A 26,054-nucleotide genomic window follows, 5' to 3' on the forward strand; every position below is an offset into this window, starting at 1 on the left:
CTGGAGACCGACGTTTCGGCGCGCGCGAGCGGCGCAAATCCGAATCCGGATAGTCCGAGGCGATTGCTTTTCACACGAGCGAATGCGCGAGACATCATGGTTCTGCGACCTGGACTGCCGACTTTTCGTCGCTCCCTCGCCCTTCTCGGCCTCTGCGCTCTGGCCGGCTGCTCCTCGGCGCCGCCGCCCGTTCAACGCCTGGCCCATCAACGCGGGCAGATCGATGCGCGCTATGGCGTCGCCCCGAGCCCCCGGGTCGTCGCGGACGGCGAGCCGGTGCCGCGCGGCGGCGGCTCTTATATGGTCGGCAAGCCCTATCAGATCGCCGGCAAGACCTATTATCCGAGTGAACGGCCTAATTCTTCGATCGGCCTCGCTTCGTGGTATGGCTCCGATTTTCACGGCCGCAGGACGGCCAATGGCGAAGTCTTCGACCGCGAGTCGATCAGCGCCGCCCACCCCACCATGCCGCTGCCGAGCTATGCGCGCGTCACCAATCTGCGCAACCAACGCTCGATGATCGTCCGCGTCAACGACCGCGGGCCCTATCACGGCGGCCGCGTCATGGACGTATCGCAGCGCGTCGCCGAGGCGCTCGATTTCCATCGCATCGGCACGGCGCGCGTGAAAGTCGACTATGTCGGCCGCGCGAGCCTCGCCGGCTCCGACGACGAGAAGCTGCTCGCGACGCTGCGCGACGACGGTCTTCCGGCGGCGCTGCCGGGCGCGGCGCCGATCATGGTCGCGAGCCGGCCGGAGCCGGTGCGCATGGCGATGCTCGAAGCGCCGCCGCCGCGCGCCGAGCGCGCCGCCGTCCCTCGCCGCGACACGCCCGAAGAGGCGGTCGCCGCTCCCGCGCCGATTTCGGCCAAGGCTCTCGCGATGGCGAAGAGCGCGCCGCTGCCGCCGTCGCGCCCCTTCGATCTCGGCGCCGCCTCGCACGGACGCATGAAGCAGGCCGCCAACTGACGCCCTTGCGCGTATTCAGGGCAATCGGGTGAAGGACCTTGGTCCTCGCCCTCATGCCGAGGAGCCCGCGGGCGTCTCAAAAGCACGAGGGCGAGCTCCAGATCACGGAACGGAGGTCTCCGCGCTTCGAGACGGCTCCTTCGGAGCCTCCTCGGCATAAGGAAACCTTCACCCGATCACCCTGCGCGCGTATCCCGCGCGGTTGCTTTCTGAAGCCGAACGCGCCACATTCCTGCGGACAGGCTCGCATCGGGCGCCTCCGCGCGCCGAGCGCGATCGAACGGAGGCGAGAGCGCGTGTTTCTTCTCCTTCCCAGTCCCCTCGTCCGCATCGTCCTGGCGCTCGCCGCGCTCGCGGCCATTCCTGCCTCGGCTCTCGCCGAAGGTTTTCAGACGAGCGTTCCGCACGCCATTCTGGTCGACGCCGGAACGCGCACCGTGCTGCTCGAGAAAGCCGCGGACGATCTCGTGACCCCCGCCTCGACGGTCAAGATCATGACCGCCGAGATCGTCTTCCATGAGATATCCGAAGGCCGCCTGAAGCTCGACGACGAGTTCACCGTGTCCGAGCACGCCTGGCGTAGCGGCGGCGCGCCGGCCGGCGGGTCGGCGATGTTCCTCGCGGTCAACAGCCGCGCGCGGGTCGAGGATCTCATCCGCGGGCTCGTCATCGTCTCCGGCAATGACGCCGCCATCACGCTCGCCGAGGGCGTCGCGGGGTCGGAGGAGGCTTTCGTCGGCCGCATGAACAAACGCGCCTCGGAGCTCGGCCTCGCCAAGTCGATCTTCGGCAATCCCTGGGGACAGGCCGGACCGGACCAGAAGGTGACGCCGCGCGAGATGGTTCATCTCGCCGCCTATCTGATCGACGCCTATCCGGACTTCTATCGCTATTTCAGCGAGAAGGAATTCGTCTGGAACAAGATCCGCCAGCAGAACCGCAACCCGCTGCTCACGATGAGCCTCGGCGCCGACGGGCTGAAGACCGGCAATATCGACGATTCCGGCTTCGGCCTCGTCGGCTCCGCCGTGCAGGACGGCCGCCGGCTGATCGTCGCCGTCTATGGCGCGAAGACGGCCAAGGAGCGCGCGGAAGAAGCGCGTAAGCTGCTGCAATGGGGATTCCGCAATTTCGAGGAGAGGGCGCTGTTCAAAGCGGGCGAGGTGATCGGCCAGGCTCAGGTCTACGGCGGCGATCACGGCTCCATCGACGTCGTCTCTCCGACCGACGTGAAGGTTCTTCTGCAGAGGGGAGGGACCGAGAAGCTCTCCGGCAAGATCGTCTATGAGGGGCCGCTGATCGCGCCGGTCGCCGCCGGCGCCAAGGTGGCGAAATTGGAGATTCGCCGCGGCGCGACGGTCGTGCTGGAGCAGCCGCTCGAGGCGGCGGAGAATGTCGACAAGGGCTCGCTGCCGAGCCGCGCCTTCGATGCGGCCTATGAATATGCGGCCGCCGCCATCCACAGCAAGCTCGCGAAGAAGCAATGAGCGCCGAACCGCCCTTCGGCTCGCACGGGCGGGACAAAGGCCGCCCCGGCCGCTTCATTACGCTCGAGGGCGGCGAAGGCGCAGGCAAGTCGACCCAGATGCGGCTCCTGCAGGAGAGGCTCGCCGGGCGCGGCGTCGAGGCGATCGCGACGCGCGAGCCCGGCGGCTCGCCGCATGCCGAGGCGCTGCGCGAGGCGCTGCTCGGCGGCAAAGCGGCGCCGCTCGGCCCGCTCGGCGAGGCGATCCTGTTCTCCGCGGCGCGCATCGACCATCTCGACCGGCTGATCAAGCCGGCTCTGGCGCGCGGCGCCTGGGTGATCTGCGACCGTTTCGCCGATTCGACCCGGGCCTATCAGGGCGCGCGCGGCGGCGTCGATCCGCGGCTCATCGCGCTGCTCGAGCGGGTCGCCCTTCTCGGCGCCAAGCCCGATCTCACCATCATCCTCGATATCCCGCCGGAGGTCGGCCTCGAACGCGCGAAGCGCCGCCGCCGGCCCGGCGAGGAGCCCGACCGTTTCGAGCGCGAGGGGCTCGCTTTTCACGAAGGGTTGCGGCGCGCCTATCTCGATATCGCCGCGAGCGAGCCCGGCCGTTGCTGCGTCGTCGACGCCCGCGCCCCGGAGCAGGAGGTCGCGCAGGCGATCTGGCACATTGTCGAGGCGCGCTTTTTTCGGCCCGAGGCGCCGTTCGCCGCCGCGAGCGCGACGGCGTGAAGGACGAAAGCGAGGGCCTGCCGGAAAGCGACCGCTTCGCCGGCGCCCCACATCCCAGGGAAACCACCGGCTTCTTCGGCCATGCGGAGGCCGAGCGCGAGCTGCTCGACGCTTTTCGGCGCGGCCGGCTGGCGCAGGCCGTGTTGATCGGCGGCCCCGAGGGCGTCGGCAAGGCGACGCTCGCGTGGCGTTTGGCGCGTTTTCTCGTCGCGCATCCAGATCCGTCCGCAGCGGCGGCGCAGGCCGCCGTCTCGCTCGACGTGCCGCCGCACTCGCCGGTCGCGCGGCGTATCCGCGCTCTGGCGCTGCCGGACGTGACGCTGCTGCGCAGGACTTGGAACGAGAAGAGCAAGAAGCATTACACCGAAATCCGCATCGAGGATGTGCGCCGGCTCATTCATCTGTTCCAGCAGAGCTCCGGAGCCGGCGGCTGGCGGATCGCCATCGTCGACAGCGTCGACGATCTCAACCGCTCGAGCGCCAATGCGCTGCTGAAGCTGATCGAGGAGCCGCCGGAGCGCTCGCTGTTCCTGCTGGTCGCGCACCGGCCCGGCCGCGTGCTGCCGACCATTCGCTCGCGCTGCCGCAAGCTGACGCTCGCGCCGCTTCTCGAAAGCGAGATCGTCGCGGCGGTGCGCTCGCTCGGCGCGCCGTGGAGCGAGCGTCCGGAGAACGAGCTCGCCGCTGCGGCGGCCGGCGCCGAAGGGTCCGTCCGCGAGGCGCTGCGCCTTCTCGACGGCGACGGCGTCGCCTTCGACTCCGCGTTGCGCGCAATGTTCCAGCGCCTGCCGCAGGTCGACTGGCTCGCGGTTCATGCGCTCGCCGACCGGCTGACCGGACGCGACAATGAGAGCGCCTATGAAACCTTCCTGACCGCCGTGTTCCGCTTCCTCGGCCGCGCCGTGCGCGCGAAGGCGGAGCAGGGCGCGGGCGCCGCGAGCCTCGCGCCCTATGCGCGCGCCTTCGAGCGCATCGACGAAGCGGCGCGCGCAACGGAGATCTATAATTTCGACAAGCGCGGTCTGATCCTCTCGATCTTCGCCGATCTGGAGGAGGCGGCGCGGGGCGGCCGGTGATCTCAGCGGTCCGGCGGCTTCGCGGCCGGCGCTTCGCGCGGAACCCAGACGGAAGCAAGCCGCGCGCGCCGGCGCGGCAGCTCGGCGACGATCCGCGCGCGCTGCTCCTCGGAGGCGTCGCGCCAAATGGCGATCTCGGCGGTCGTGCGCGCGCATCCGACGCAAAGGCCGGCGCGCGGATCGATGCGGCAGACGCCGATGCAGGGACTATCGACCATTGTGCGAGCGTGCGATCATGGCAGTCGGGACCGGCGACCGATAGCCGAGACTCGCCGTGAAGCAAAGGGCAAATCATGATCTGCCCGCAGCGAGGCGGAATGCTCGCTCTTTCTCCGCGGCTTCAGGGATGGCCGGCCGGAAGATGGCGAATGGCTGCGAGGAGGACGCCGACGGCGACAACCATGATCGAACCGAATCCGATTTTCAGATCGCGCACGGCCGTCTCGATCTTCGCGTCGAGTCGAAGCTCGGTTTCCCTCGGGTCCCCCTTCGTCGCCGGCTCCTGTCGCGTCGCCGCGGCCTTCGCCTGCGCATGGCTGAAGCCGCCGGCCTCCGGCGTTTCGACGAGTTTCAGCGTATCGAAAGGGACAGAGCCGCTCATGGGCTCGAAATAGGCGTTTCGACTTGCGCGATCAATCGACCATTTCGAAAGGCTTTCCGCCCGTCGCCGGCGCCGACGCCCGCATCCTGATTCTCGGCTCGCTGCCGGGGCGGGTCTCGCTGGCGCGCATGCAATATTACGCGCAGCCGCGCAACGCCTTCTGGCCGATCATGGGACGGCTGTTCGGCGCCGGGCCGGAACTGCCCTATGAGGAGCGGCTGTCGCGGCTCGTCGCGCGCGGCGTCGCCCTATGGGATGTCTGCGCTCGGGGGCGAAGGCCCGGCAGCCTCGACCAGAAGATCGATCCCGCGAGCGTCACGCCGAATGATCTGACCGCTTTTCTCGCCGGTCATCCGGGCGTGGGGCTGATCGCTTTCAATGGCGCCACGGCCGCGGCTCTCTTCCGCCGCAAGATCGCGCCGAGACTGCCGTCTCCCATTCCGCGGACGATCCGGCTCCCGTCGACCAGTCCGGCGCATGCCGCAATGTCCCTCGAGCGCAAGCTCGATTTGTGGAGGGAAGCGCTGCGCGAGCTGCTGTGAGCGAAAAACCGTCCCCGGGCGCGCCGGGGACGGTTCTGACGATCTTGCGAAGGCTGCTTCCATCACTTGACCTTCGGCGAGTCGACCGCGTCGGTCGAGGCCGTCGTCTCGTCCACGAGCTTGACCTTCGCCCGGTTCTCGTCGAGCCGGATGACCTGCGCCTTTCCGCCGAATGCGCTCTTGGCCGTGGTGGTGACGACGGCCTTGGCTTCGAAGGCGCCGTGATGGTCGAAGCCGGTATGCACGATGCGCACCTCGCCGGCGTCCTTCACCTCGCCGCCATAGCTCACGTCCTGGGCCGCGCTCTGGAAGGCGGAGCGCTCCGAGGGCGAGGCGAGCTTCGACTTCAAGGCCAGCGCTTGGCGCACCACGCTCGCCGGAATCGCAGGCCAGTAGGCCCCTTCGGTGATGACTTTGCCGTTCTTGTCGAAGGCGGCGAAGGCGTATGAATTCTCGACCGGAATGCCGTTCAGCTTGCGCTCGAGATGGGTGGTGTAGAACAAGAGCTGCGACTTGCTCGGCTGGACGCCGGCGGAGATCGGCCCGCCGCCGGCCATGGTGGTCGTGACATGCGTTCCGCCGACTTCCTTCGCCGGAACTCCCGCCTTCGTCAGATAGGTCTTGGCGACGGCGTTGTGCTTCACCGGATCGGTCGAGAGCGGCTGCGGCAGGGCGGGCAGCAGCGTCGACGATTCCGAGCGCTGGCCGACCGGGGGCTTCGGGATCGTGGGCGATGTCGGCACTGCGAGCGTCGCGCCCGTCACCGTATCCACCATGAACACGCCCTTGTCGCCGATGTGGCGCCGGTAGGGGCCGGTGGTCTCGACCCGCGCATTGGGGCCGAGGTCGAAGCGCGAGGCGGAGGCCTGGAGGGTGAAGGCGGCGCCAGCCGCCACGCCCGCTTCCGCCGCCAGGGCGGAGCCGCATCCGAACGCCGCGGCGGAGAGGCCGGAGAGCAGAGCGGCGGTGGTTGTCGAAACGAGTTTCATGGGAGTGTCCTTTCCTGTTCGCGCCTCGGGATCAGGGCAGAATGATGGGATGATTGTTGCAGTCGTAGTTGCAGGTGAAGATCCAGGACATCCATCCGGTCGGGCCATAGGCGTCATAGGACGGATTGCGCAGCTGCACCCAGGTTTCGGTGCGATTCTGCCATTCGGCCCATGTCCGCGTCTTCTCGGCCGAGATGATGATATGCGCGCCGCAGCCGACGATCCCGTGCTTGCCGCCGCCGAAAGCGCAGCTGGAGCCGCCGGTGACCGAGTTGATGGAGCCGGTCCAGGAAGAGCCGACCGAAGAGTTCGGATTGGCGACATAGCGATCCGCGAAGGCGCGGCCGCGGCCGGATACGTCGGCCGTGTCGCTGCCTTGGCGGGTCGGCATGATCGAGGCGATGCTGGAGATGCCGGCGAAGGCGTTCCAGAACTCCGCGACGTAGAGATCTGGCGTGACGCCGCAGCTGTTGTCGATGACGGCGAGATTGATGCCGCCGTTCGTGCCCGCGCCGGCCCATCCCGACGGACTCGAGGTCGTGCTCTCGCCCCAGCGCACCGGCCCGGTCGAATAATTGACCGACTGGCAGGATTTTCCCGTCTTGTCGACGATGATCTGGCGCGGCCGCGAATACATGCAACGGCCGGAAAGTCCGGAGCTTCCGTCCGTGTGACGCACACAGCGCTTCTGCAGTCCCGAAATGGTCGGGCAGCCCGCCGTCGTCGTGCAGCTCGTCGTCGTCTGATCGTTGCAGGTGCCGTGGCCGCTGAAATAGGCGATCGCGTCGCCGGCCCGATCGAAGTTGTAGGTGTCGGAGCCGCCGGAGACCTTCTGCGGATCGGTGAAGTCGGTCGGCCACACGAGGCCGTCCGTGTAGCGCACGCCCGCCGTATAGCCGGAGATCGAGAGCATGCGATTGCGGAAGCCGTCGACATTGGCCTTGTTCTGCGACAGCGCGCCGCAGGAATATTTGTCGACCGCTTCGATGGTGATGCCGGTGTCGGCCGCGAAAGCCGGCGCGAATCCGGCGAGCAAGCCGACAGTCCCTGTCAGCAAGCCGAATGCGAAATGTCTGAAGCTCATGACGTGTCTCCATCGGTGCCCCTCGTCGCGAGGGTGAGGAAATTGAAGTGCGCGCGCAGGATCGGCTCTCTCGAGGGCGTCGAGCGCACCAGCGTCGAAGCGAGTCGGTTCCTGTCGGAGAAACGGAACTGCTGTTGTGATTTTCCGATCGAGGAGTCTGTCCCTTTCGACCCACGTAATCTCGCCGAAGATCACGAGTGGCGCTGTGCGCTCGCGCATGTCTCGGCCGGTCGGCGTGTGGGAAATGCGCGCGCGTCGGAGAGGCGGCGCGCATGGTCGAATCCGGGGGATTCCGGAGAGCCGCAGCGATTCGTTCCCACTGCGCGTGGAGATGCAGAGGGTCTGTCGGCATTGCGGCGATCGCAGGAAAATCCTTCGGCTGCCGGCTCTTCTCACCAGTCGTTCACGAGCGGCGACATGCGATCGCCCGCGAGACGAATTCGTCGTTCGGAGCAAATGCGTCCGCTCGTCGCATCAAGGAGAACGACTCGCGTCATTCCCCGCTCGCGCCGAGGGCATGCGGAGCTCGTCGGTCGATCCGTGCGCTGCCGCACTCGCGATCGAAAAGATCGGGGCAGGGAAATCGAGGCGCGCCGTCAAGCTCAGGCTCGCTGCCGCCTTCGGCGACTCAGCGCGCGGCTTCGGCGACCGCCAGAAAATCTTTCGCGGTCAGCGAGGCGCCGCCGACGAGAGCGCCATCGACATGAGGCGCGCGCAACAATTCTCGCGCGTTGGACGGCTTGACCGATCCGCCGTAGAGAATGCGCGTGGGCGCGCTCGTCCCGGCGTCGAGCAGAGCGTCGAGACGCGCGCGGATCGCGGCGTGCATGGCGGCCACGTCCGCGGTTGTCGGCGTCAGTCCCGTGCCGATCGCCCAGACCGGCTCATAGGCGACGACGAGCCGCGGCGGCGCGACGCCGTCCGGCAACGAGCCGGCGAGCTGTCGCTCGACGATCTCGACGGCTCGCCCGGCGTCGCGCTCGGCGCGCGTCTCGCCGACGCAGACGATCGGCGTGAGGCCGGCGCGCAGCGCGGCGCTCGCCTTGGCGCGCACGAGCGCGTCGCTCTCGCCGTGATCGGCGCGTCGCTCGCTGTGCCCGACGATCACATAGGCCGCGCCGGCGTCGGCCAGCATTTCGGCGGAGAGATCGCCGGTATGCGCGCCCGACTCCGCGGGATGGCAATCCTGGCCGCCGAGCCCGAGGCCGAAGCGCGCCGCGATCGCGGCCGCCGCAGAAAGCAGCGTCGCCGGCGGACAGACCACGAGTTCGACGCGCCCGCCGAAGGCGGCATAGCCGGCGCCGATCGCCGCGATCTCCGCGAGCGCCGCCTTCAGCCCGTTCATTTTCCAGTTTCCGGCGACGAGCGGACGCGGATCGGAGGTCATGACCAGCCTTCCCTTCGAAGAAATCGGATCGGGCGCGAGGCGAGGCCATATCAGCGGCGCCGCGCTTCCGCAATTCGCGCGGACGGGCGAAGGTTCCGCGCGCCAGGGGTCGGCAGGCGCCGGCTGCGCCGCCGGACATTTCGCGAGGGGGCGGGTTGCCGCGTCTCCGGCCGCTCGCTATAAGCGCCGCGCTTCTTCAATTTCGACCCCGAACGGACGAGACGACGCGCTCATGGCGATCGAACGCACATTCTCCATCATCAAGCCGGACGCCACCAAGCGGAATCTGACCGGCAAAATCAACGCGCTGATCGAGGACGCGGGCCTGCGCATCGTGGCGCAGAAGCGCATCCGCCTGACGCGCGAGCAGGCCGAGACCTTCTATGGCGTCCACAAAGAGCGCCCGTTCTTCGGCGAACTGATCGACTCCATCACCTCCGGCCCGGTGGTCGTGCAGGTTCTGGAAGGCGAGGGCGCGATCGCCAAATATCGCGCCGTGATGGGCGCGACCAATCCAGCCAACGCCGATCCAGGCACGATCCGCAAGGAGTTCGCCGTGTCGATCGGCGAGAATTCGGTGCACGGCTCCGACGCGCCCGAGACCGCCGCGATCGAAATCCCGCAGTTCTTCTCCGGCAACGAAATCGTCGGCTGATCGCGCGCCGCGGCCTCATGCCGAAAATTTCGGAAAATAGGCCGAGAGCATGCGGTCGCGATAGGCGACGAGATTGGCTTTCGCCAGCGTCGCCGCGCGCAGCGGCGAATTGATCTCCGGGGAAAGCGTCTCCGCGACGAAGGCGAAGGCCGTCGCATCCGAGCCGCAGGGCGCGTCGCCGAACAGAAAGCGCTTGTCGCCGATGAGAGTGGCGAGCGCTTCGATGTCGCGCCGTCCGAGCTCGGCGATTTCCTCCTGCGAATGCCGGCCCATCCCATGCGCCTTCAGATTGGCGGAGATCTTCCTGCGCACGAGCGCCTTCGCCAGCGGCCGGATCGGCGCCGGAACGGCGGCGAAGAACTGCGCCGCGCTCCCCGCGAAATTGGCGTCGTCGATCCAGCGCGCGTGGACGAGCGCCCAATAATAATGATCCTCCAGCATCTTCTCGATCGCCCAGCCGCTCGCGCGCTGCTCGGCCGACAGTCCCGCGTCGAAATCGACGCCGTATTTCCGTTCGATATGGAAGCGGATGAAGGTCGAGTCGGCGACGATCGTCCCGTCGTCGTCGATGAAAGGCAGCTTGCCTTTCGGCGCGCGGGAGTAGCCGCCATGGTCCTCGACGTAACGCAGGCCGGCGAGCCGGAGCAATGTCATGGCCTTGAGTACGAAAGGGCTGGCGTCGGGGAGACCGAAGAACGGCCCGAACGAATAAAGGGTGATCATGGAAATCGTCCTCGATGGTTATGCGCATCGGTCGATATCAGAACAAAAGAGGAACTTCAAGCCTCGTTCGTACAGCGTGTCGAGAGGAGAATTCGAAAAGATCGGCGGCGCCGACCTCAAATCGAGCGCGAGCGACGAACGGGCGGATCGATGACGATTCGAGGACGATGGGCCTGGCGTTGGGGCGGCTCGGCGGCGCTCGCGGCGGTTCTGCTCGCGGCGCCGTCGGACGGGGCGCTCGATCTCGCGAAATTGCTGGCTTTGGGCGCCTATTTCTTCGCCTTTGTCGCGCGCAGCCCGTGCCGCAGCGGCGCGGCCTATCCATTCGGCCATGGATTTCGGCCGGGCGCCTCTTGCTCCCCCGCGCCTGCGAGGGAAGAAGGAACCAGTAGCGCCGGCGCGGCGGCAGGGACGGCGCCCAGCACACGATTGCCTTCCACCCGCACCGCGCCCGAGGCGACGAGCCGGAGCGCGCGCGGATAGAGCTTATGCTCCAGCTCGAGCACGCGCGCCGCGAGCGTCTCTTCCGTGTCGGCGTCGAGCACGGGTGCGGCGGCCTGGGCGACGATCGGCCCTTCATCCATCTCGGGAACGACGAAATGGACGGTGCATCCGTGGATCTTGACGCCATCGGCGAGCGCTCGTCGATGCGTGTGCAAGCCGCGGTATGACGGCAGGAGAGCAGGGTGGATGTTGAGCATGCGGCCGCGCCATTGCTCGACGAACCAGGGCGTCAGCAGCCGCATGAAGCCGGCGAGGCAGACGAGCTCGATGCGGTGGGTCGACAGCACGATCTGCAGCGAGCGCTCGAACTCCTCGCGCCCGGCGTAGATCTTGTGGTCGACCGCCGCGACAGCTAATCTCTGCGCTTTGGCTCTCGACAGGCCGGGAGCGTCCGGCCTGTTGGAGGCGACGAGCGCGATCTCCGCCGGAAAGTCCGGGTCGCGCGCGGCCTCGACCAGTGCGTCCATATTCGAGCCGCGGCCCGAGATCAGGATCGCCGCGCGGCGCCTCACAGGCGAAGCGTCCCGCGCGTTGCGACGCGGGGGCTGTCGCCTGCCTCCATGATCTCGCCGATCGCGATCGGGGCTTCGCCGGCCGCGCGCAGAGCCATGAGCGCGTCCTCGGCGCCCGTGCGCGTGGCCACGGCCACCATGCCGATTCCGCAGTTGAACGTGCGCAGCATTTCGGACTGCTCCACGCCGCCCTGCTTCGCCAACCAGGAGAACACGGGCGGAACCGGAAAGGCCGAGAGATCGAGCGCCGCGCCGAGGCCTTCGGGCAGCGCGCGCGGGAGATTGTCGGGGAAGCCGCCGCCGGTGATGTGGGCGAGAGCCAGAATCGCTTCGCTCGCCTTCAGCGCCGCGAGCAGCGGCCTGACATAGATGCGCGTCGGCGCGAGCAGGGCGCGGGCGAGGCTGCCGCCCGGTTCGAAAGGCGCTGGCGCGCCCCAGTCGAGGCCGGAGAGCGACACGATACGCCGAATCAGCGAGAAGCCGTTGGAATGGGCGCCGGAAGAGGGAAGTCCGAGCAGAATGTCTCCCGGCTTCACCTCGGCGCGCGGCAAGAGGCGCGTTCGCTCCGCCGCGCCCACCGCGAAGCCGGCCAGATCATAATCGTCGTTCGCGTAGAGGCCCGGCATTTCCGCCGTCTCGCCGCCGAGCAGCGCGCAGCCGGCTTCGACGCAGCCGGCGGCAATGCCTGCGACGACCGCCGCCGCGGCCTCCGGCGCGAGCTTGCCGGTCGCGTAATAATCGAGAAAGAACAGCGGCTCGGCGCCTTGCACGACGAGATCGTTGACGCACATGGCGACGAGGTCGATCCCGATCGTGTCGTGAAGGCCGGATGCGATGGCGATCTTGATCTTGGTGCCGACGCCGTCATTGGCGGCGACCAGAACAGGATCGGAGAAGCCCGCCGCCTTGAGGTCGAACAAGCCGCCGAACCCGCCGATCTCGCCGTCCGCGCCCGGCCGGCGCGTGGAGCGCACAGCGGGGCGGATGAGGTCCACCAGTCGATTGCCGGCGTCGATGTCGACGCCGGCCTGCGCATAAGTGAGGCCTTTTTCCGCCATGCCCTGTCCCGCGCTGGTTTCGAGCCAGCGGCCTAACGCCTAACGGGCGCCGGCGCAATCGGTTTCGGGGGCAGCTTTCGACTTCCTCTCTGGACGGGCGTCATCGCTTCGCGCTTCGCCTCCCGCGCTGACGGACAAGGCGTCAGCCGTGCAGATGCTTCTCGGCTTCGCTCTGATCGGCCGGGTGCAGCTCCACGCTCTCGCCGCAGCCGCAGGCCGAGGTCTGATTGGGGTTCTGAAACACGAAGCTCGACGAGAACATCGACGTCTCGAGGTCCATGCGCGTTCCGAGCAGATAGAGGACCGCCGCGCCGTCCACGATGACGCGCGCTCCCTTCTCCTCGATCACCTCGTCGCCCGGCGACGGCTCCGCGAGCTCCATCTTATAGGCCATTCCGGCGCAGCCGCTCTTCTCGAGCGAGATGCGCAGGCCGGCGCGAGGGTTCTCGTGCCCGCTGAGCAGTCCGCGCACGCGCTCCGCGGCGGCGTCGCTGAGGGTCATGACCGTCATCGTTCCTCTCCTTAGGTCCATTCGTCCGCAGCGCTTCGCGCGCTCAATAATTCGCCCAGAGGCCCGGTGAGGCGATCTCGACGAGATTGCCGTCGGGATCTCGGAAATAGAGACTGCGCCCGCCACGTGGCCAGTCCATCCGAGCCTCGATCGCCACTCCGACCTCGTCCAGGCGACGCTCCCACCTTTCGATGTCTTCAGCCCGCGTGGCGAGAGCAAAATGCAGTCGGCCGGACCCGTCATGCGGCGGGATCTCGCCGCCCGGCAATCTCACCGTCTCTTTGGTCGCCCCGCGCAAGAACAGCAGCAGAACGCTGCGCGGACCGCAATCGAAGGCGACGAGCCTCTCGTCCGAAACCATCGGAGAGAGGCCGAGCGTCGTCTCATAGAAGCGGGCGGCCCGCGCCAGATCGTCGACATAGATCGCCGTCTCGAGACAGCCGTCGATCCTCGGTGCGGGAGCGTCCATCGGCTCCTCCAAGTTTCACCACATGTAGAGGTCTCACCACATGTCGAGCGTCATGCGCGCTTCGTCGGACATGCGGCTCTGATCCCAGGGCGGATCGAAGACGAGTTTCACCACCACCGCCAGCACGCCCGGCACGAGGCTCACCGAGCTCTGCACCTGCTCGACGATCTGGCCGGCGACCGGGCAGCCCGGCGCGGTCAAGGTCATTTCGATATGAACCACGTCTTCCGGCGAGATGTCGATCTGGTAGACGAGGCCCAGCTCGAAGATGTCGGCCGGAATCTCCGGGTCCTGCACGGTTTTCAGCGCCGCGATGATGTCCTGCGTCAGCCGCTCGACCTGCTCCGTGCTGCGGCCGGGGGGCAGGGGAGCTTCCGAAAGGCCGGGGTCGCCGACGACTTCCGGCGGCTCCACCGCGTCATCCGTCTTGGTCACGCTCGTCGCTCCTCTCAGGAAAACAGCGCCTTCGCCTTCAGCAGCGCTTCCGCCAAGCGGTCCACCTCGTCGCGCGTATTATACATGGCGAAAGAAGCGCGGCAGGTGGAGGTGACGTTGAAGCGCTGCAGCAGCGGCATGGCGCAATGGGTTCCGGCGCGTACGGCGACGCCGGAGCGGTCGATGATCGTCGCAATGTCGTGGGCGTGCGCCTCCGGCATGTCGAAGGCGACGATCGGGCCCTTGCCCTTGGCGTGGCCGAAGATGCGAAGCCCCGGTAATTCGGAGAGGCGCTCATGGGCGTAGGCCGTGAGATCGGCCTCGTGGGCGCGGATCGCCGGCCGGCCGATCTTCTGCATATATTCGAGCGCTGCGCCGAGACCGGCGGCCTGCACGATCGGCGGCGTGCCCGCCTCGAAGCGATGTGGCGGCGTATTATAGGTCACATAGTCGCGCGTCACTGTCTCGATCATTTCGCCGCCGCCGGCGAAGGGCGGCAGGCTCTCCAGCCATTTGCGCTTGCCATAGACCGCGCCGATGCCGGTCGGTCCATAGAGCTTGTGGCCGGTGACGATATAGAAATCGACGTCCAGCGCGCGCACGTCGACATCGAGATGTACGGCCCCCTGCGAGCCGTCGACCAGCACCGGCACGCCATGGGCGTGGGCGACGCGCGCGACATCGGCGATCGGCGTCGGCGCCGCGAGCACATTGGACATATGCGTCAGCGCGACGATCTTGGTCTTCGGCGTGATCAGCTTCTCGAATTGCTCGAGCGAGAACACGCCGTCATCGTCGGTCTCGATCCATTTCAGCACCGCACCCTTGCGCTCGCGGAGGAAATGCCACGGCACGATGTTGGAGTGATGCTCCATGATCGAGAGAATGATCTCGTCGCCCTCGCCGATATGCGCCAGTCCATAGGACGACGCGACGAGATTGATGGCCTCCGTGGCGCCGCGCGTAAAAATGATCTCTTCGCGCGATTCGGCGTTGAGGAAGCGGCGCAAGGTCTCGCGCGCGCCCTCATAGGCGTCGGTCGCCGCATTGGCGAGATAATGCAGTCCGCGATGCACATTGGCGTATTCGTGCTCGTAGACCTGCGCGATGCGCTCGATCACCTGCCGCGGCTTCTGCGCCGAGGCGGCGTTGTCGAGATAGACGAGGTCCTTGCCATAGGGCTTTTCCGAAAGAATCGGAAAGTCGCGGCGGATGGCCTCCACGTCATAGGCCGCGGTCGCTTCAGTCAAGAGCGGCTGGTTCACTTGCCGTCCTCCCGTCTTCTTAGCCAGGAGCGGATTCGCGCGAGATAGGATTCGCGCGTCGCCTCGTCCGAAGTCGCCTCGACGATCTCCCCGGCGAAGCCTTCGATCAGCAGCGCCTCGGCCTCGCGCCGCGGCAGGCCGCGCGCCTCGAGATAGAAGAGCTGGTCGGCGTCGAGACGGCCGCAAGTGGCGCCATGGCCGCAAACGACGTCGTCGGCGAAGATCTCGAGCTCCGGCTTGTTGTTCATCGTGGCGTTTTCGCTGAGGAGAAGCGCCCGCGACTGCATCGAACCGTCGGTCTTCTGCGCGCCGGGACGCACCACGACCTTGCCTTGGAACACGCCGGTCGACTGGCCGTCGAGCACGCTGCGGAAGCGCTCGCGACTCCGGCAGTTCGGCGCCGCATGCTCGACGACGAGAGTCGCATCGGCGTGATCGCGCCCGCCGAGCAAGGCGACTCCGTCGAGCGCGACGCTCGCTTCCTCGCCCGCGAGCCGCACGAAAATCTGTCGGCGGACGAGGCCGCCGCCTTCGACGAAGCCGAGCGATTTGAACGAGGCCTTGGTCTGCGCCGTGACCAGCAGACTGAACAGGCGAATCGCCGATTCCGACTGCGGGCCGATGTCGGAGATATGTTCGACCTCGGCGCCGGCGCCGATCGAGAAGGCGAGAACGTGGTTCTCCTGCGCGCCGGAGGGCGAGAGCGCGACCGAGTTCTCGACGATCCCGACCTTGGCGCCGTCTCCGACCACGACGAGCGAGCGCGTGAACGCGGAGCGCGCCGCATCTCCAGAGGAGAGCAGCAGAATCTCGATCGTCTTCGTCACCTCCGTCGCGGGCGCGATGCGCAGCACGACGCCATCCTGCATCAGCGCGGCGTTGAGCGCGACCACTGCGTCGGCGCCGGCGTTCTCGGGCAGCCCGAGCGCCGTCAGCGCCGTGGCGTCCTCCTCGGCGAGGACGTCGGCGAGTGAGGCGAGCTCGACTCCGGCCGGCAACTCGGCGACGTCGGACAGTTCGGGACGAAACACGCCGTCGGCGACGACGAGGCGGACGCGGCCTTCGGCAGGCGCCGGGACGACGACCGTCCCCGGCGCGCCGAGTGGCGCGACCGAGCGCAGCGCGGCGCGCAGATCGGTATAGTGCCAGGATTCGACCCGCCGCGTCGGCAGGCCTTTGCGCGCGAAGAATTCCCAGGAGGCCTGCCGCAGCGCGGAGGCGCCCTTGCCCTTCATCGCCTCGAAGGCGCCGGCGAGCGCCGTCTCGGCTTCGCTCTTCTTGTCGATCGCCTGCACGGTCATGGTCGCCACCTCACGCCGCTTCGCCGATGTAATCGCGATAGCCGCTCTTCTCGAGCTCGAGGGCGAGCTCCGGCCCGCCGGTCTTCGCGATCTTGCCCTTGGCCATCACATGCACCGTGTCCGGCTTGATGTAGTCGAGCAGGCGCTGATAATGAGTGATGACGAGGAAGGAGCGCTCCGGCGAGCGCAGCGCGTTGACGCCTTCCGAGACGATGCGCAGCGCGTCGATGTCGAGCCCCGAATCCGTCTCGTCGAGAATGCCGAACTTCGGCTGCAGCAGGCTCATCTGCAGAATGTCCATGCGCTTCTTCTCGCCGCCCGAGAAGCCGACGTTGAGCGCGCGCTTCAGCATGTCCATGTTGATGCCGAGCTTGCCCGCGGCCTCGCGCACCATCTTCATGAATTCCGGGGTCTGCAGCTCCTCCTCGCCACGCGAGCGGCGCTGCGCGTTCACGGCCGCCTTGAGGAAGGTCATGGTCGCGACGCCCGGAATCTCCACCGGATATTGGAAGGCCAGGAACACGCCCTTGGCCGCGCGCTCATGCGGCTCGAGCCCGAGGATGTTCTCGCCGTCGAGCAGCACCTCGCCTTCGGTGACGTCATAACCATCGCGCCCCGAGATCACATAGGAGAGCGTCGACTTGCCCGTGCCGTTCGGACCCATGATGGCCGCGACTTCTCCGTCCTTCACCGTGAGGTTCAGCCCATCGAGAATTTTGCGCTCTCCGATAGAGACGTGGAGATTCTTGATTTCGATCATTTGCTCTGGTTCCTCTCGACGACGTTCCGTCTGGCGTTACGCTATGACCGCAATTACCGAACCGCGTTTTCCAGGCTCCGTCTCATGTGGATGTAACGAGTGACCTCCACTTGATCGGCTCCGATCCGATACAGCAGCAAATAAGATCCGCACACGGTGCTTCGCACTCCGACCGCTATGTCGTTCCTCTCGCGTCCGATGTTCCGGATACTCGCCGAGCAATCTGGTTTTCGCTCCAGTCGATCGAGCAAGCGATCCGCGGCGCTTTCGTCGTCCCGGGCCACATAGGCCCAAATTTCGATCGGATCCTCTCCGCGCGAGCCGATCGAACGACCCGCATCTAGCTTCTCTCGAGAGCGAGGCGGCGGCCCGCTTCGGCCTTGATGTCGTCGATCGACCATGACCGGCCGGCGCCGCTCTCGATCCCTTCCCGCCACAGGCGACGAAGCTCGTCGAGCCCCATCGTCTCCGCCAATCTCTGTGCTCGCCACTCGGCGACCGCATTGCGAATGACATCCTCTTCCGATGCATATTCGCCCGTGGCGACTTCCGCCTCGAGGTCGCTCGGCAAAGCGATAAGCATCTTTCGAGCCGTCATCCCACACTGCCTTCGAGGCTCACCGCGATCAGCTTCTGCGCTTCGACCGCGAATTCCATGGGCAGCTTCTGCAGCACGTCGCGCACGAAACCATTAACGATGAGCGCCGTCGCCTCTTCCTCCGAGAGGCCGCGCTGCATGCAGTAGAACAGCTGGTCCTCGGAAATCTTCGACGTCGTCGCCTCGTGCTCGAAGACGGCGGAGGCGTTCTTCGATTCGAGATAGGGAACGGTGTGGGCGCCGCATTTGTCGCCGATGAGCAGGCTGTCGCAGTTGGTGAAGTTGCGCGCGCCTTCGGCCTTGCGATGCGCCGACACCTGTCCGCGATAGGTGTTCTGCGAATGACCCGCCGAAATGCCCTTGGAGATGATGCGGCTCTTCGTGTTCTTGCCGAGATGGATCATCTTGGTGCCGCTGTCGACCTGCTGATAGCCGTTCGACACCGCGATCGAATAGAACTCGCCCTGCGAATTGTCGCCGCGCAGGATGCAGGACGGATATTTCCACGTCACCGCGGAGCCCGTCTCCACCTGCGTCCAGGAGATGTGCGAGTTCTTGCCGCGGCAGTCGCCGCGCTTCGTCACGAAATTATAGATGCCGCCCTTGCCCTCGCTGTCCCCGGGATACCAATTCTGCACCGTCGAATATTTGATCTCGGCGTCGTCGAGCGCGACGAGCTCGACGACGGCGGCGTGCAACTGGTTCTCGTCGCGCTTGGGCGCCGTGCAGCCTTCCAGATAACTCACATAGGAGCCGGCGTCGGCGATGATCAGCGTGCGCTCGAACTGGCCCGTGTTCTTCTCGTTGATGCGGAAATAGGTGGAGAGCTCCATCGGGCAGCGCACGCCCGGGGGAATGTACACGAACGAACCATCCGAGAAGACGGCGGAGTTCAGCGTCGCAAAGAAGTTATCGGTCACCGGCACGACCGAGCCGAGATATTTGCGCACCAGTTCCGGGTGCTCGCGCACCGCTTCCGAGATCGGGCAGAAGATCACGCCGGCCTTGGAGAGCTCCTCCTTGAAGGTCGTCGCCACCGAGACCGAGTCGAACACCGCGTCGACGGCGATCTTGCGCGTCTCGACGCCGGCCAGAATCTCCTGCTCGCGCAGCGGAATGCCGAGCTTCTCATAGGTGCGCAGCAGCTCGGGATCGACATCGTCGATCGACGTCGGCCCGGGCGTCGATTTCGGCGCGGCGTAGTAATAGAGGTCCTGATAGTCGATCGCCGGATAGTCGACGCGGGCCCATTTGGGCTCCTCCATCGTCAGCCAGCGGCGATAGGCCTCGAGCCGCCATTCGGTCAGCCATGCGGGCTCGTTCTTCTTGGCCGAAATGAAGCGGACGATGTCTTCGCTCAGGCCTTTGGGGGCCTTCTCCGATTCGATATCGGTGGTGAAGCCGTATTTATACGCGTCGACGTCGATCTCTTCGACGCGCGCGACCGTCTCCTGGCGAGCCGCCATATGTCCTCTCCTCGTCTCGACGGGTTCAAGGCCCGCCGGCCGAAATTTCGAGCCGCCGGGGCGGCCTGTTCAGGCGGCCGTCCGCCGCGCCCTGACCCTCTTCGCGATCCGTGCAAAAGCGATACCAAACAAATCTACATCCTCCGGCGTCGTCGACCAACCGAGACTTGCCCGCAGCGCTTCCGTTTCCTCGAGCCCCATCGCGGCGAGCACGTGCGAGCGCCTGACCTTTCCCGAGGAGCAGGCGGAGCCGGTGGAAAGGGCGACCCCTTCCATATCGAGCGCGATCAGCAGCGTATGCGCCTTCCCGCCCGGCGTCTGAAAGGCCGAGGTGTTGGGAAGGCGGGCGGCCGAGGCGCTCAGAAAAACGGCTTCCGGCCAGCTTTCCCTCACTTTTTCCTCGAGCAGGCCACGCAGCCGGATCAGCCGCTCGGCCTCCTCGGCCATGGCCTCTCTCGCGGCTGCGAAAGCCGCGGCGAAGCCGAGGATCGCGGCGAGATTTTCGGTGCCCGCTCGCCGGCCGCGCTCCTGTCCCCCGCCGCGCAGGAGCGCTTCCTTGATATGGAGAGACTCGCTCGCGAGCGCCAGGGCGCCGACCCCGGGAGGCCCCCCGAGCTTGTGTGAGGAAAAGAACAATACATCGGCCCCGGTCGTGGTGAATGTCGTCTCGATCCGCCCGACGGCCTGGGTCGCGTCGCAAATCAGCAGGCCGCCGGCCGCATGGACGAGCTCGGAGGCGGGGCGAGCCGGCTGCACGGCGCCGGTCTCGTTATTGGCGGCCTGCAAAGCGACTAGAACGCGCCGGCCTTTGTTGCGTTGCAACAAATCCGACAGGGCGTCGAGCGAGATCGTTCCGTCCGGAGTCAACGGGACGATTTCCACATGGCCCGGCGGGAAGCGGTGGCCCTGAAGCACGGCCGCATGCTCGCCGGCTCCCGTCAGCAGGAGGTCGAAAGGCGCGTCGTCCCGGCCCCGTTGTAAGAAAGGCGTCAAAATCAGATTGGCGGCCTCGGTCGCGCCCGAGGTGAAGACGAGATTTCCCGCGCTCGTCCCGACGCCGGCGGCAATCTGCGCCCGCGCCGTCTCGATCGCTGCGCGCGCGGCGCGCCCCTCGGCGTGAACGGAGGAGGGATTGCCGATCGTCTCCAGCGCCGCGAGCATGGCCGCGCGCGCCCGCGGTCGAAGCGGCGTCGTGGCGTTGTGGTCGAGATAGGCGCGCATCGATCTTCGCGAGGACTCCGGCTTCGCGCAGGTCCATTCTCTCATCGGGGCCGACCGCGAGCTTCAAAACTCTTGCCTATCGACCCGGCGTACATGCTAGAAGGCCCGCTCGGCCGACGGGCCGCGGGAGCCCGGGCGCGTCGGAGCGCGGCGCCCCGCCGGGACTGGTCCGGCCGGATCATAACGCATTTTCGGCTCCGGCGGAAACCGCCCGACCGAAATTGACGTTCTCGCGTCGGGACGACGAGGAGTTCCATGCCCGAAGTCATTTTCGCCGGTCCCGCGGGCCGGCTCGAAGGCCGCTTCCATCAGTCGGCGCAGCGCGGCGCGCCGATCGCCATCGTTCTGCATCCGCATCCGCAATTCGGCGGCACGATGAACAATCAGATCGTCTACCACCTCTATTATGCTTTCGCCGAACGCGGCTTTTCGGTGCTGCGCTTCAATTTCCGCGGCGTCGGCCGCAGCCAGGGCTCCTTCGACCATGGCGCGGGCGAATTGTCCGACGCCGCCGCCGCGCTCGACTGGGCGCAGGCGGTCAACCCGGAAGCGCGCGCCTGCTGGATCGCCGGCGTCTCCTTCGGCTCGTGGATCGGCATGCAATTGCTGATGCGCCGTCCCGAGATCGAGGGTTTCGTCTCGATCGCGCCGCCGGCCAACCGCTTCGATTTCTCGTTTCTGGCGCCGTGCCCCTCGTCGGGACTGTTCATTCACGGCGACCTCGACCGCGTCGCGCCGCTGAAGGAGGTCACAGGCCTCATCGAGAAGCTCAAGACGCAGAAGGGCATCGTCATCGAGCATGCGGTGGTGCAGGGCGCCAACCACTTCTTCGAGAACCGCATCGAGCCGCTGATCGCGGAGGTCGACTCCTATCTCGACCGCAGGCTCGGCAATCCGCCGCGCGTCGCCATACCCGCGCGGGGCGATTGACCAGAGCCCGGCCGCTCGCTTTGCGGGAGCGGCCGGGCCGGACGCGTCAGTATTTGACCGCGGAAGACGCCGAGTCGAAGAAGTTGAAGTGATAATTCACGCCTGCGCGCACGACATGGCCGTCGAAGCGGGCGGTCGACTGCGCCCAGGAGTTCTGCGCTCCGGCGTTATCGACGTAAGCGAAGGACGCGCCCGGCGTCGTCGCCTTGCCGAGATCGTAATAGAGATATTCGGCCTTGGCGCTCCAATGCGGCAGGAACAGCCATTCGAGGCCGCCGCCGACCGAATAGCCGACGAGCGTGTCGGAGAAGGAGGCGGCGCCCGTCGCCGTTCCGAAATAGCTCGCGCCGAGATTGGCCTGGCCATAGGCGAGGCCGCCGGTCGCATAGGCGAGCAGGGTCGGCGTCACGAGATAGCCGACGCGGCCGCGCGCGGTGCCGAGATAATCGAGGCCGCGCGAGATCGAGGTCGCGGCCGTCGCTCCCGCATAGTTCGCCGTGCGGCGGTCGGAGGCGACGCCCTGGATGTCCGCCTCGAGGCCGAGCACGAAGCTGTTGATCTGCGCATTATAGCCGATCTGGCCGCCGCCGACGAAGCCGTCGTCGCTGATCGACGAGGAGAAGGGGAAATTGCCGGCGAGCGCCTGGGCGCCGAAGCCGGCGGAGCCGGTGTCGAAATAAGACTGGGTCACCGTGTTGTTGTTCGACCAGCCATAGCCGGCGTTCAGGCCGACATAGAAGCCGGTCCACAGCGGCGGCGGCGGGGGCGGCGGCAGAAAGGCCGGGGCGTCCCTGCGCGACGGAAGGTCGGCGGCCGACGCCGAGCCCATCCCGATAGCCAAGGCGAGCGCGCTCGCGGCGACGACAGATTTCTTCATGATGCAGTCCTCACTCGATACCGTTTTCTCAACTCGCCCGGACGAGGCGGGGCGCCGACGCAGACCAGCGGCGAGCCGCGTCCGAGCCGCGACGGAGAGCGTCGATGAAGAAACTGTAGCTCGAGTGGATAAAATTCAAGTTAAATTTTAGCAATCGGGCCTAATTAACGAATTAGAAATGATATTTCTATGCTGTCGTGGCAGAGTCATCAATAAATACCCCTTCGACCATATTTTTGCCTTCTTCGATCATGATCGGAATCTGGTTGCAGTTCTGATCAGAATGCACGATCGACGATGAAATGATGCGCTCTATTCTCTATATTGTCGAGCTCTTCAGGCGGCTTTGTTCAACGCAGGCATCAATTGCGTCGCGACGATCTGCGGATCGAGCGGACCATGCAGCGCGAGTTCGATCCTCGGCCCGGGCCCGATCACGAAGGTCGTCGGCACGCCGCGCGCGCCGAGCGCGCGCTGCAGGAGCGCGCGACTGTCGAGGCCCACGGCGACGTAGGGATTGCCGTATCGCGTGAGATAATCGCGCAGATGGTCCGGCTCGTCGCGAACGGCGGCGCCATAGATCGGGACCGGCGAACCGGCGGCGAGTTCGACGAGGAGATGATGCTCCTCCCGGCAGGAGGGGCACCAGGACGCCCAGAAATTGAGGATCGATCGCCGGCCGGCGAGATCGGCGGAGGAAAGGCCGGGGAGGGGCCGGCCGTCGGCGCCGGCGAGCCCGGGAGCGGCGGCGAGTTCGAAGCTGTCGAGCGAGAAGGGGTTGAACAGGCGCGTCGCCACGTCCTTGCGGACGGCGACCGCCGCGGCCAGGCCGGCGCCGACCGCCAGCAATGCGCCCCGGCGGCCGAGGACGCCGGGCTCTTTCCTATTCACGTCATCCATTGTGGCGCTCCCGCTGTTTGCAGGAAGCTTGGCCGCAAAGTCTCGAGAAGTCGTCAACCGGCCGCGCGCGCCAGCACGCCGCCGGGCAGGGGCGCCGGCGCGCCGGTCGTCGTCGGGAAGGTGAGCGGCAGGCCCTGCAGCGATCGCGCGGCGAGAAAGGCGAAAGCCTGCGCCTCGATCGCCTCGCCCGACCAGCCGAAATCCTCCGCGCGTTTCACCTCGCAGGGCAGGCGCGCCGCCAGCGCGCGCATCAAGGTCGGATTGCGCGCGCCGCCGCCGCAGACGATCGCGAGGCGCGGCGCCGCCGGCAGCAGGGGAAACACCCGTCCGATCGAGGCGGCGGTGAAGGCGGTGAGCGTCGCCGCGGCGTACGCAGTCGCGAGGCGATCGACCGGCGCGAGCGAGAAATCATTGCGATCGAGCGACTTCGGCGGGGGCGCGTCGAAATAGGGATGGGCGAGCAGGCGCGCGAGCGCCGCCGCGTCGACGCGGCCCGCCTCCGCGGCCGCGCCGTCGCGGTCGAGCGGGGCGCCCGTGCGCGCCAGCATCAGATCGTCGATCAGCGCATTGCCGGGGCCGGTGTCGCAGGCGACCGGCTCGGCCGCGCCGTCGACGAGGGTGAGATTGGCGACGCCGCCGATATTCAGCACGGCGATCGGGCCCGCGAGCCCGCTCGCGGCGACCAGCGCGCGATGATAGACGGGCACGAGCGGCGCGCCCTGGCCGCCGGCTGCGACATCGGCGGCGCGTAGATCGTAGACGACGTCGATGCCGAGACGTCGCGCCAGCGCGGCGCCGTCGCCGATCTGCACGGTGAGACGCCGCTCGGGACGATGCAGGACGGTCTGGCCGTGGAAGCCGACCACGTCGATCGACGCGGCCTCGATCGCATTCTCGCGCAAGAAGGTCTCGACCGCCTCGGCGTGGCGCTCGGTCACCATCCGCTCGGCCTCGGCGATCGAGCCGGGCCGGGACGTCCGGTCGCGGAGCACGGCCGCTTGCGCCTGAGCCGCGCGCAGCAAGGCGCGGTCCTCGTCCCGATAGGGGACGAAAAATGTCGGCCCGAAGGAGAGTCGCGCGTCTCCATCGGTCTCGAGCAGAGCCAGGTCGACGCCGTCCATCGATGTGCCGGACATCAGGCCGATGGCGCGGACGATGGTCATGTCTGCTCTCCCCTATAGGAGCCGAGCGCGCGCATCCGCGACCCGATTTGCATTGAATGGCCGCGGAAAATCGCCCAAGACGGAGGTCCTGCGCCGCTCCTGGAGCCTTCTCGATGGACCGCCGGCCTCGTCGCTTCCGCTCGACCCTCCGACGCTTCCTCGACAGCGAGGCGGCGGGGGGAGTCATATTGATGGGCAGCGCCGCTCTGGCTCTCGTCCTCGCCAACTCGCCCTTCGCCGAAGCCTATCATCACGCGCTCGAGACGCCGATCGGCCCGCTGCCCGCGCTGCACTGGATCGACGACGGGCTGATGTCGATCTTCTTCCTCCTCGTGGGGCTCGAGATCAAGCGCGAATTGGCGGACGGCCATCTGCGCCAGTGGTCGGCGCGGATTCTCCCCGGCCTCGGCGCGCTGGGCGGCATGGCGGCGCCCGCTCTGATCTATGCGGCGTTCAACATTCATTCGCCCCGGACGCAGCGGGGCTGGGCGATCCCGTCGGCGACCGACATCGCCTTCACGCTCGGCGTGCTGTCGCTGCTCGGCGACCGCGTGCCTGCGGCGCTCAAGGTGTTTCTGGCGGCGCTCGCTATTCTCGACGATCTCGGCGCGATCCTGATCATCGCTCTGTTCTACGCCGGCCGGCCGGCCGCGGCGCCGACGCTCGGCGCCGGCGTCGCTCTGTTCCTCCTGCTCGGCCTCAATCTTTTCGAGGTGCGCCGGCTGACGCCTTATCTGCTGCTCGGCGCGATCCTCTGGTATTGCATCGAGAAGAGCGGCGTGCATGCGACGCTCGCCGGCGTGCTGCTCGCCGCCGCCGTTCCGCTGCGCGTCCCGGGAGCGGATCCGGACGAGCGCACGCCGCTGCATCGGCTGGAGAATGGGCTCGACCCCTTCGTCGCCTTTCTTATTCTGCCTCTGTTCGGCTTCGCCAATGCGGGCGTCGCAATCGGGGAAGGGGCATTCTCCGACGCCGCCGGCGCCGTCACGATCGGCGTCGCAGCGGGCTTGTTCGTCGGCAAGCAGTTGGGCGTCTTCTCGGCGCTCGCTCTCGCCATCTCCACGGGCCTCGCGGTTCGTCCGACGCGGTCGAGCTGGGCGCAGCTCTATGGCGTCTCGGCTTTATGCGGCGTCGGCTTCACCATGAGCCTGTTCATCGGCCAGATCGCCTTCGAAGCCGATCCGGGCGCGCTGCGCGCGACCAAGATCGGCGTGCTCGCCGGCTCACTGGCGTCGATCGCGCTGGGGGCGCTGACTTTGCGGCTGAGCTTCGCCGGCAAGGCGCGCGCCTCACGGCCGCCGGAGAACGCGGGCTGATGAACATGGGATAGAAGCGTGCGATTATGCGCGCGCTTTCCGGCCGCTCTTTCGCGAGGCTCGACCCATGCCGCTTTTCAAACTCCCCCTTTCCGGCGACGTGACCCAGACCATCAATCCGCTGACCGCCTTCTTCAGCCCCTATGGAAGCCAGCTCGGCCTCGTCAACATCAATCTCGGACGCTCCAGCGCGCCGCAAGTGGAAGAAGACGTGCTGATGGACGTCGGCAGTTACGGCAAGCAGCTCGGCCGGATCGGCGACGCGCTCGCCGTTCTGCTCGCCCATTTCGAGCCGCGCCGCGAGCTCACCGCCGCGGAGCGGAAGGCGATCGACGACGTGAAGAAAATGCTCACCGAGATCGACGTGGTGAAGAAGCGCCACGACCGGCCCGTCTGCGCGCCGTAAATTGCGCATGATCGCTTCGTCGCGGCGTCATCGCGAGCGAAGCGATCCAGGGCCGTGGGGCGGCCCCTGCTTCGTCGCTTCGCTCCTCCCGATGACGGCCCTCGGCAGGGGCGGCGCCGCATCGCCTTCCCGATGG

General features: G+C 67.1%; 31 protein-coding genes. 10 read left to right on the forward strand and 21 right to left on the reverse strand.

Annotation, left to right across the window (positions count from 1 at the left end):
- Positions 1 to 96: 96 nt before the first annotated feature.
- From AC6IW9_RS16865 to AC6IW9_RS16880, 4 genes are all read left to right on the forward strand, one after another.
- Positions 97 to 969 carry a septal ring lytic transglycosylase RlpA family protein gene (locus tag AC6IW9_RS16865; protein ID WP_497765247.1) on the forward strand — a complete coding sequence of 291 codons (873 nt, stop codon included), beginning with the start codon at positions 97 to 99 and terminating at the stop codon, positions 967 to 969.
- A 296-nt stretch (positions 970 to 1,265) separates the two neighbouring features.
- Positions 1,266 to 2,456, forward strand: coding sequence for a D-alanyl-D-alanine carboxypeptidase family protein (locus tag AC6IW9_RS16870; RefSeq protein WP_497765248.1), 1,191 nt, complete (start codon positions 1,266 to 1,268; stop codon positions 2,454 to 2,456).
- Positions 2,453 to 3,169: a dTMP kinase gene (tmk, locus tag AC6IW9_RS16875; protein ID WP_497765249.1), complete on the forward strand. Its 717-nt coding sequence runs from the start codon at positions 2,453 to 2,455 to the stop codon at positions 3,167 to 3,169. Before AC6IW9_RS16870 ends, tmk begins: the two co-directional genes overlap by 4 nt.
- A complete protein-coding gene (locus AC6IW9_RS16880) occupies positions 3,166 to 4,245 on the forward strand; it encodes a DNA polymerase III subunit delta' (RefSeq protein ID WP_497765250.1) in 1,080 nt (359 codons plus the stop codon). The genes tmk and AC6IW9_RS16880 overlap by 4 nt, the downstream gene beginning before the upstream one ends.
- 2 nt (positions 4,246 to 4,247) lie before the next feature.
- Here AC6IW9_RS16880 and AC6IW9_RS16885 read toward each other — a convergent pair whose 3' ends face one another.
- Both AC6IW9_RS16885 and AC6IW9_RS16890 read right to left on the reverse strand, forming a co-directional pair.
- On the reverse strand, positions 4,248 to 4,463 hold the full coding sequence (locus AC6IW9_RS16885; protein WP_497765251.1) for a DUF1289 domain-containing protein: 216 nt from the start codon (positions 4,461 to 4,463) through the stop codon (positions 4,248 to 4,250).
- 122 nt (positions 4,464 to 4,585) lie between these two features.
- Positions 4,586 to 4,846 (reverse strand): DUF1640 domain-containing protein, encoded by a 261-nt coding sequence (locus tag AC6IW9_RS16890; RefSeq protein WP_497765252.1) that lies wholly within the window; start codon positions 4,844 to 4,846, stop codon positions 4,586 to 4,588.
- Positions 4,847 to 4,869: 23 nt separating this feature from the next.
- On the opposite strand from AC6IW9_RS16890, the gene AC6IW9_RS16895 reads away from it, so the two are divergent.
- On the forward strand, positions 4,870 to 5,388 hold the full coding sequence (locus AC6IW9_RS16895; RefSeq protein ID WP_497765253.1) for a DNA-deoxyinosine glycosylase: 519 nt from the start codon (positions 4,870 to 4,872) through the stop codon (positions 5,386 to 5,388).
- 62 nt (positions 5,389 to 5,450) lie between these two features.
- On the opposite strand, the gene AC6IW9_RS16900 is transcribed toward AC6IW9_RS16895, so the two are convergent.
- The 3 genes from AC6IW9_RS16900 to tpiA all read right to left on the reverse strand — a co-directional run bounded on the left by AC6IW9_RS16900 (position 5,451) and on the right by tpiA (position 8,848).
- Positions 5,451 to 6,377 (reverse strand): hypothetical protein, encoded by a 927-nt coding sequence (locus AC6IW9_RS16900; protein ID WP_497765254.1) that lies wholly within the window; start codon positions 6,375 to 6,377, stop codon positions 5,451 to 5,453.
- Positions 6,378 to 6,408: 31 nt separating this feature from the next.
- On the reverse strand, positions 6,409 to 7,461 hold the full coding sequence (locus AC6IW9_RS16905; RefSeq protein WP_497765255.1) for a hypothetical protein: 1,053 nt from the start codon (positions 7,459 to 7,461) through the stop codon (positions 6,409 to 6,411).
- Between the two features lie 628 nt (positions 7,462 to 8,089).
- Positions 8,090 to 8,848 carry a triose-phosphate isomerase gene (gene tpiA / locus AC6IW9_RS16910; protein ID WP_497765256.1) on the reverse strand — a complete coding sequence of 253 codons (759 nt, stop codon included), beginning with the start codon at positions 8,846 to 8,848 and terminating at the stop codon, positions 8,090 to 8,092.
- Positions 8,849 to 9,080: 232 nt separating this feature from the next.
- Here tpiA and ndk point away from each other — a divergent pair, with 232 nt between their 5' ends.
- The gene (gene ndk / locus AC6IW9_RS16915; RefSeq protein ID WP_497765257.1) at positions 9,081 to 9,503 is read left to right on the forward strand and encodes a nucleoside-diphosphate kinase; all 423 of its coding nucleotides are present in this window, start codon (positions 9,081 to 9,083) and stop codon (positions 9,501 to 9,503) included.
- Between the two features lie 15 nt (positions 9,504 to 9,518).
- On the opposite strand, the gene AC6IW9_RS16920 is transcribed toward ndk, so the two are convergent.
- Positions 9,519 to 10,226 (reverse strand): glutathione S-transferase family protein, encoded by a 708-nt coding sequence (locus tag AC6IW9_RS16920; protein ID WP_497765258.1) that lies wholly within the window; start codon positions 10,224 to 10,226, stop codon positions 9,519 to 9,521.
- On the opposite strand from AC6IW9_RS16920, the gene AC6IW9_RS16925 reads away from it, so the two are divergent.
- A complete protein-coding gene (locus AC6IW9_RS16925; protein WP_497765259.1) occupies positions 10,219 to 10,380 on the forward strand; it encodes a hypothetical protein in 162 nt (53 codons plus the stop codon). The genes AC6IW9_RS16920 and AC6IW9_RS16925 overlap by 8 nt on opposite strands.
- Before the next feature lie 163 nt (positions 10,381 to 10,543).
- Here the strand turns inward: AC6IW9_RS16925 and purN are convergent, their stop codons facing one another.
- From purN to AC6IW9_RS16985, 12 genes are all read right to left on the reverse strand, one after another.
- Positions 10,544 to 11,242 carry a phosphoribosylglycinamide formyltransferase gene (gene purN / locus AC6IW9_RS16930; protein ID WP_497765260.1) on the reverse strand — a complete coding sequence of 233 codons (699 nt, stop codon included), beginning with the start codon at positions 11,240 to 11,242 and terminating at the stop codon, positions 10,544 to 10,546.
- A complete protein-coding gene (purM, locus tag AC6IW9_RS16935) occupies positions 11,239 to 12,300 on the reverse strand; it encodes a phosphoribosylformylglycinamidine cyclo-ligase (protein WP_497765261.1) in 1,062 nt (353 codons plus the stop codon). Before purM ends, purN begins: the two co-directional genes overlap by 4 nt.
- Positions 12,301 to 12,442: 142 nt before the next feature.
- The gene (locus AC6IW9_RS16940) at positions 12,443 to 12,811 is read right to left on the reverse strand and encodes a HesB/IscA family protein (protein WP_497765262.1); all 369 of its coding nucleotides are present in this window, start codon (positions 12,809 to 12,811) and stop codon (positions 12,443 to 12,445) included.
- 43 nt (positions 12,812 to 12,854) lie between these two features.
- Positions 12,855 to 13,280, reverse strand: coding sequence for a VOC family protein (locus AC6IW9_RS16945; protein WP_497765263.1), 426 nt, complete (start codon positions 13,278 to 13,280; stop codon positions 12,855 to 12,857).
- A gap of 33 nt (positions 13,281 to 13,313) precedes the next feature.
- Positions 13,314 to 13,715 carry an iron-sulfur cluster assembly protein gene (locus AC6IW9_RS16950; protein WP_497765264.1) on the reverse strand — a complete coding sequence of 134 codons (402 nt, stop codon included), beginning with the start codon at positions 13,713 to 13,715 and terminating at the stop codon, positions 13,314 to 13,316.
- A 14-nt stretch (positions 13,716 to 13,729) separates the two neighbouring features.
- The gene (locus tag AC6IW9_RS16955; protein ID WP_497765265.1) at positions 13,730 to 14,980 is read right to left on the reverse strand and encodes a cysteine desulfurase; all 1,251 of its coding nucleotides are present in this window, start codon (positions 14,978 to 14,980) and stop codon (positions 13,730 to 13,732) included.
- Complete coding sequence (sufD, locus tag AC6IW9_RS16960) at positions 14,977 to 16,281, reverse strand: Fe-S cluster assembly protein SufD (RefSeq protein ID WP_497772547.1); 1,305 nt, start codon at positions 16,279 to 16,281, stop codon at positions 14,977 to 14,979. The genes AC6IW9_RS16955 and sufD overlap by 4 nt, the downstream gene beginning before the upstream one ends.
- A 10-nt stretch (positions 16,282 to 16,291) precedes the next feature.
- Complete coding sequence (sufC, locus tag AC6IW9_RS16965) at positions 16,292 to 17,041, reverse strand: Fe-S cluster assembly ATPase SufC (protein ID WP_497765266.1); 750 nt, start codon at positions 17,039 to 17,041, stop codon at positions 16,292 to 16,294.
- A gap of 53 nt (positions 17,042 to 17,094) precedes the next feature.
- Positions 17,095 to 17,442: a type II toxin-antitoxin system RelE/ParE family toxin gene (locus AC6IW9_RS16970; RefSeq protein ID WP_497765267.1), complete on the reverse strand. Its 348-nt coding sequence runs from the start codon at positions 17,440 to 17,442 to the stop codon at positions 17,095 to 17,097.
- Positions 17,382 to 17,624: a ribbon-helix-helix domain-containing protein gene (locus AC6IW9_RS16975; RefSeq protein ID WP_497765268.1), complete on the reverse strand. Its 243-nt coding sequence runs from the start codon at positions 17,622 to 17,624 to the stop codon at positions 17,382 to 17,384. Before AC6IW9_RS16975 ends, AC6IW9_RS16970 begins: the two co-directional genes overlap by 61 nt.
- A gap of 11 nt (positions 17,625 to 17,635) precedes the next feature.
- Positions 17,636 to 19,105, reverse strand: a complete 1,470-nt coding sequence (gene sufB, locus AC6IW9_RS16980; protein WP_497765269.1) for a Fe-S cluster assembly protein SufB — start codon at positions 19,103 to 19,105, stop codon at positions 17,636 to 17,638.
- A gap of 69 nt (positions 19,106 to 19,174) precedes the next feature.
- Positions 19,175 to 20,326, reverse strand: a complete 1,152-nt coding sequence (locus tag AC6IW9_RS16985) for a cysteine desulfurase family protein (protein ID WP_497765270.1) — start codon at positions 20,324 to 20,326, stop codon at positions 19,175 to 19,177.
- A gap of 255 nt (positions 20,327 to 20,581) precedes the next feature.
- Here AC6IW9_RS16985 and AC6IW9_RS16990 point away from each other — a divergent pair, with 255 nt between their 5' ends.
- On the forward strand, positions 20,582 to 21,256 hold the full coding sequence (locus AC6IW9_RS16990; protein WP_497765271.1) for an alpha/beta hydrolase: 675 nt from the start codon (positions 20,582 to 20,584) through the stop codon (positions 21,254 to 21,256).
- Positions 21,257 to 21,302: 46 nt separating this feature from the next.
- Here the strand turns inward: AC6IW9_RS16990 and AC6IW9_RS16995 are convergent, their stop codons facing one another.
- The 3 genes from AC6IW9_RS16995 to AC6IW9_RS17005 all read right to left on the reverse strand — a co-directional run bounded on the left by AC6IW9_RS16995 (position 21,303) and on the right by AC6IW9_RS17005 (position 24,196).
- Entirely contained in the window at positions 21,303 to 22,133 is an 831-nt protein-coding gene (locus tag AC6IW9_RS16995; protein WP_497765272.1) for an outer membrane protein, read from the reverse strand.
- A gap of 336 nt (positions 22,134 to 22,469) precedes the next feature.
- Complete coding sequence (locus AC6IW9_RS17000) at positions 22,470 to 23,033, reverse strand: redoxin family protein (RefSeq protein WP_497765273.1); 564 nt, start codon at positions 23,031 to 23,033, stop codon at positions 22,470 to 22,472.
- A 53-nt stretch (positions 23,034 to 23,086) separates the two neighbouring features.
- The gene (locus AC6IW9_RS17005; RefSeq protein WP_497765274.1) at positions 23,087 to 24,196 is read right to left on the reverse strand and encodes an anhydro-N-acetylmuramic acid kinase; all 1,110 of its coding nucleotides are present in this window, start codon (positions 24,194 to 24,196) and stop codon (positions 23,087 to 23,089) included.
- A 113-nt stretch (positions 24,197 to 24,309) separates the two neighbouring features.
- Between AC6IW9_RS17005 and nhaA the strand changes: the two genes are divergently transcribed.
- Positions 24,310 to 25,512 carry a Na+/H+ antiporter NhaA gene (nhaA, locus tag AC6IW9_RS17010; RefSeq protein ID WP_497765275.1) on the forward strand — a complete coding sequence of 401 codons (1,203 nt, stop codon included), beginning with the start codon at positions 24,310 to 24,312 and terminating at the stop codon, positions 25,510 to 25,512.
- Positions 25,513 to 25,579: 67 nt separating this feature from the next.
- A complete protein-coding gene (locus AC6IW9_RS17015) occupies positions 25,580 to 25,918 on the forward strand; it encodes a hypothetical protein (protein ID WP_497765276.1) in 339 nt (112 codons plus the stop codon).
- The last annotated feature ends 136 nt before the right edge of the window (positions 25,919 to 26,054 follow it).

The sequence above is a fragment of the Methylosinus sp. shoA genome (assembly GCF_059718125.1).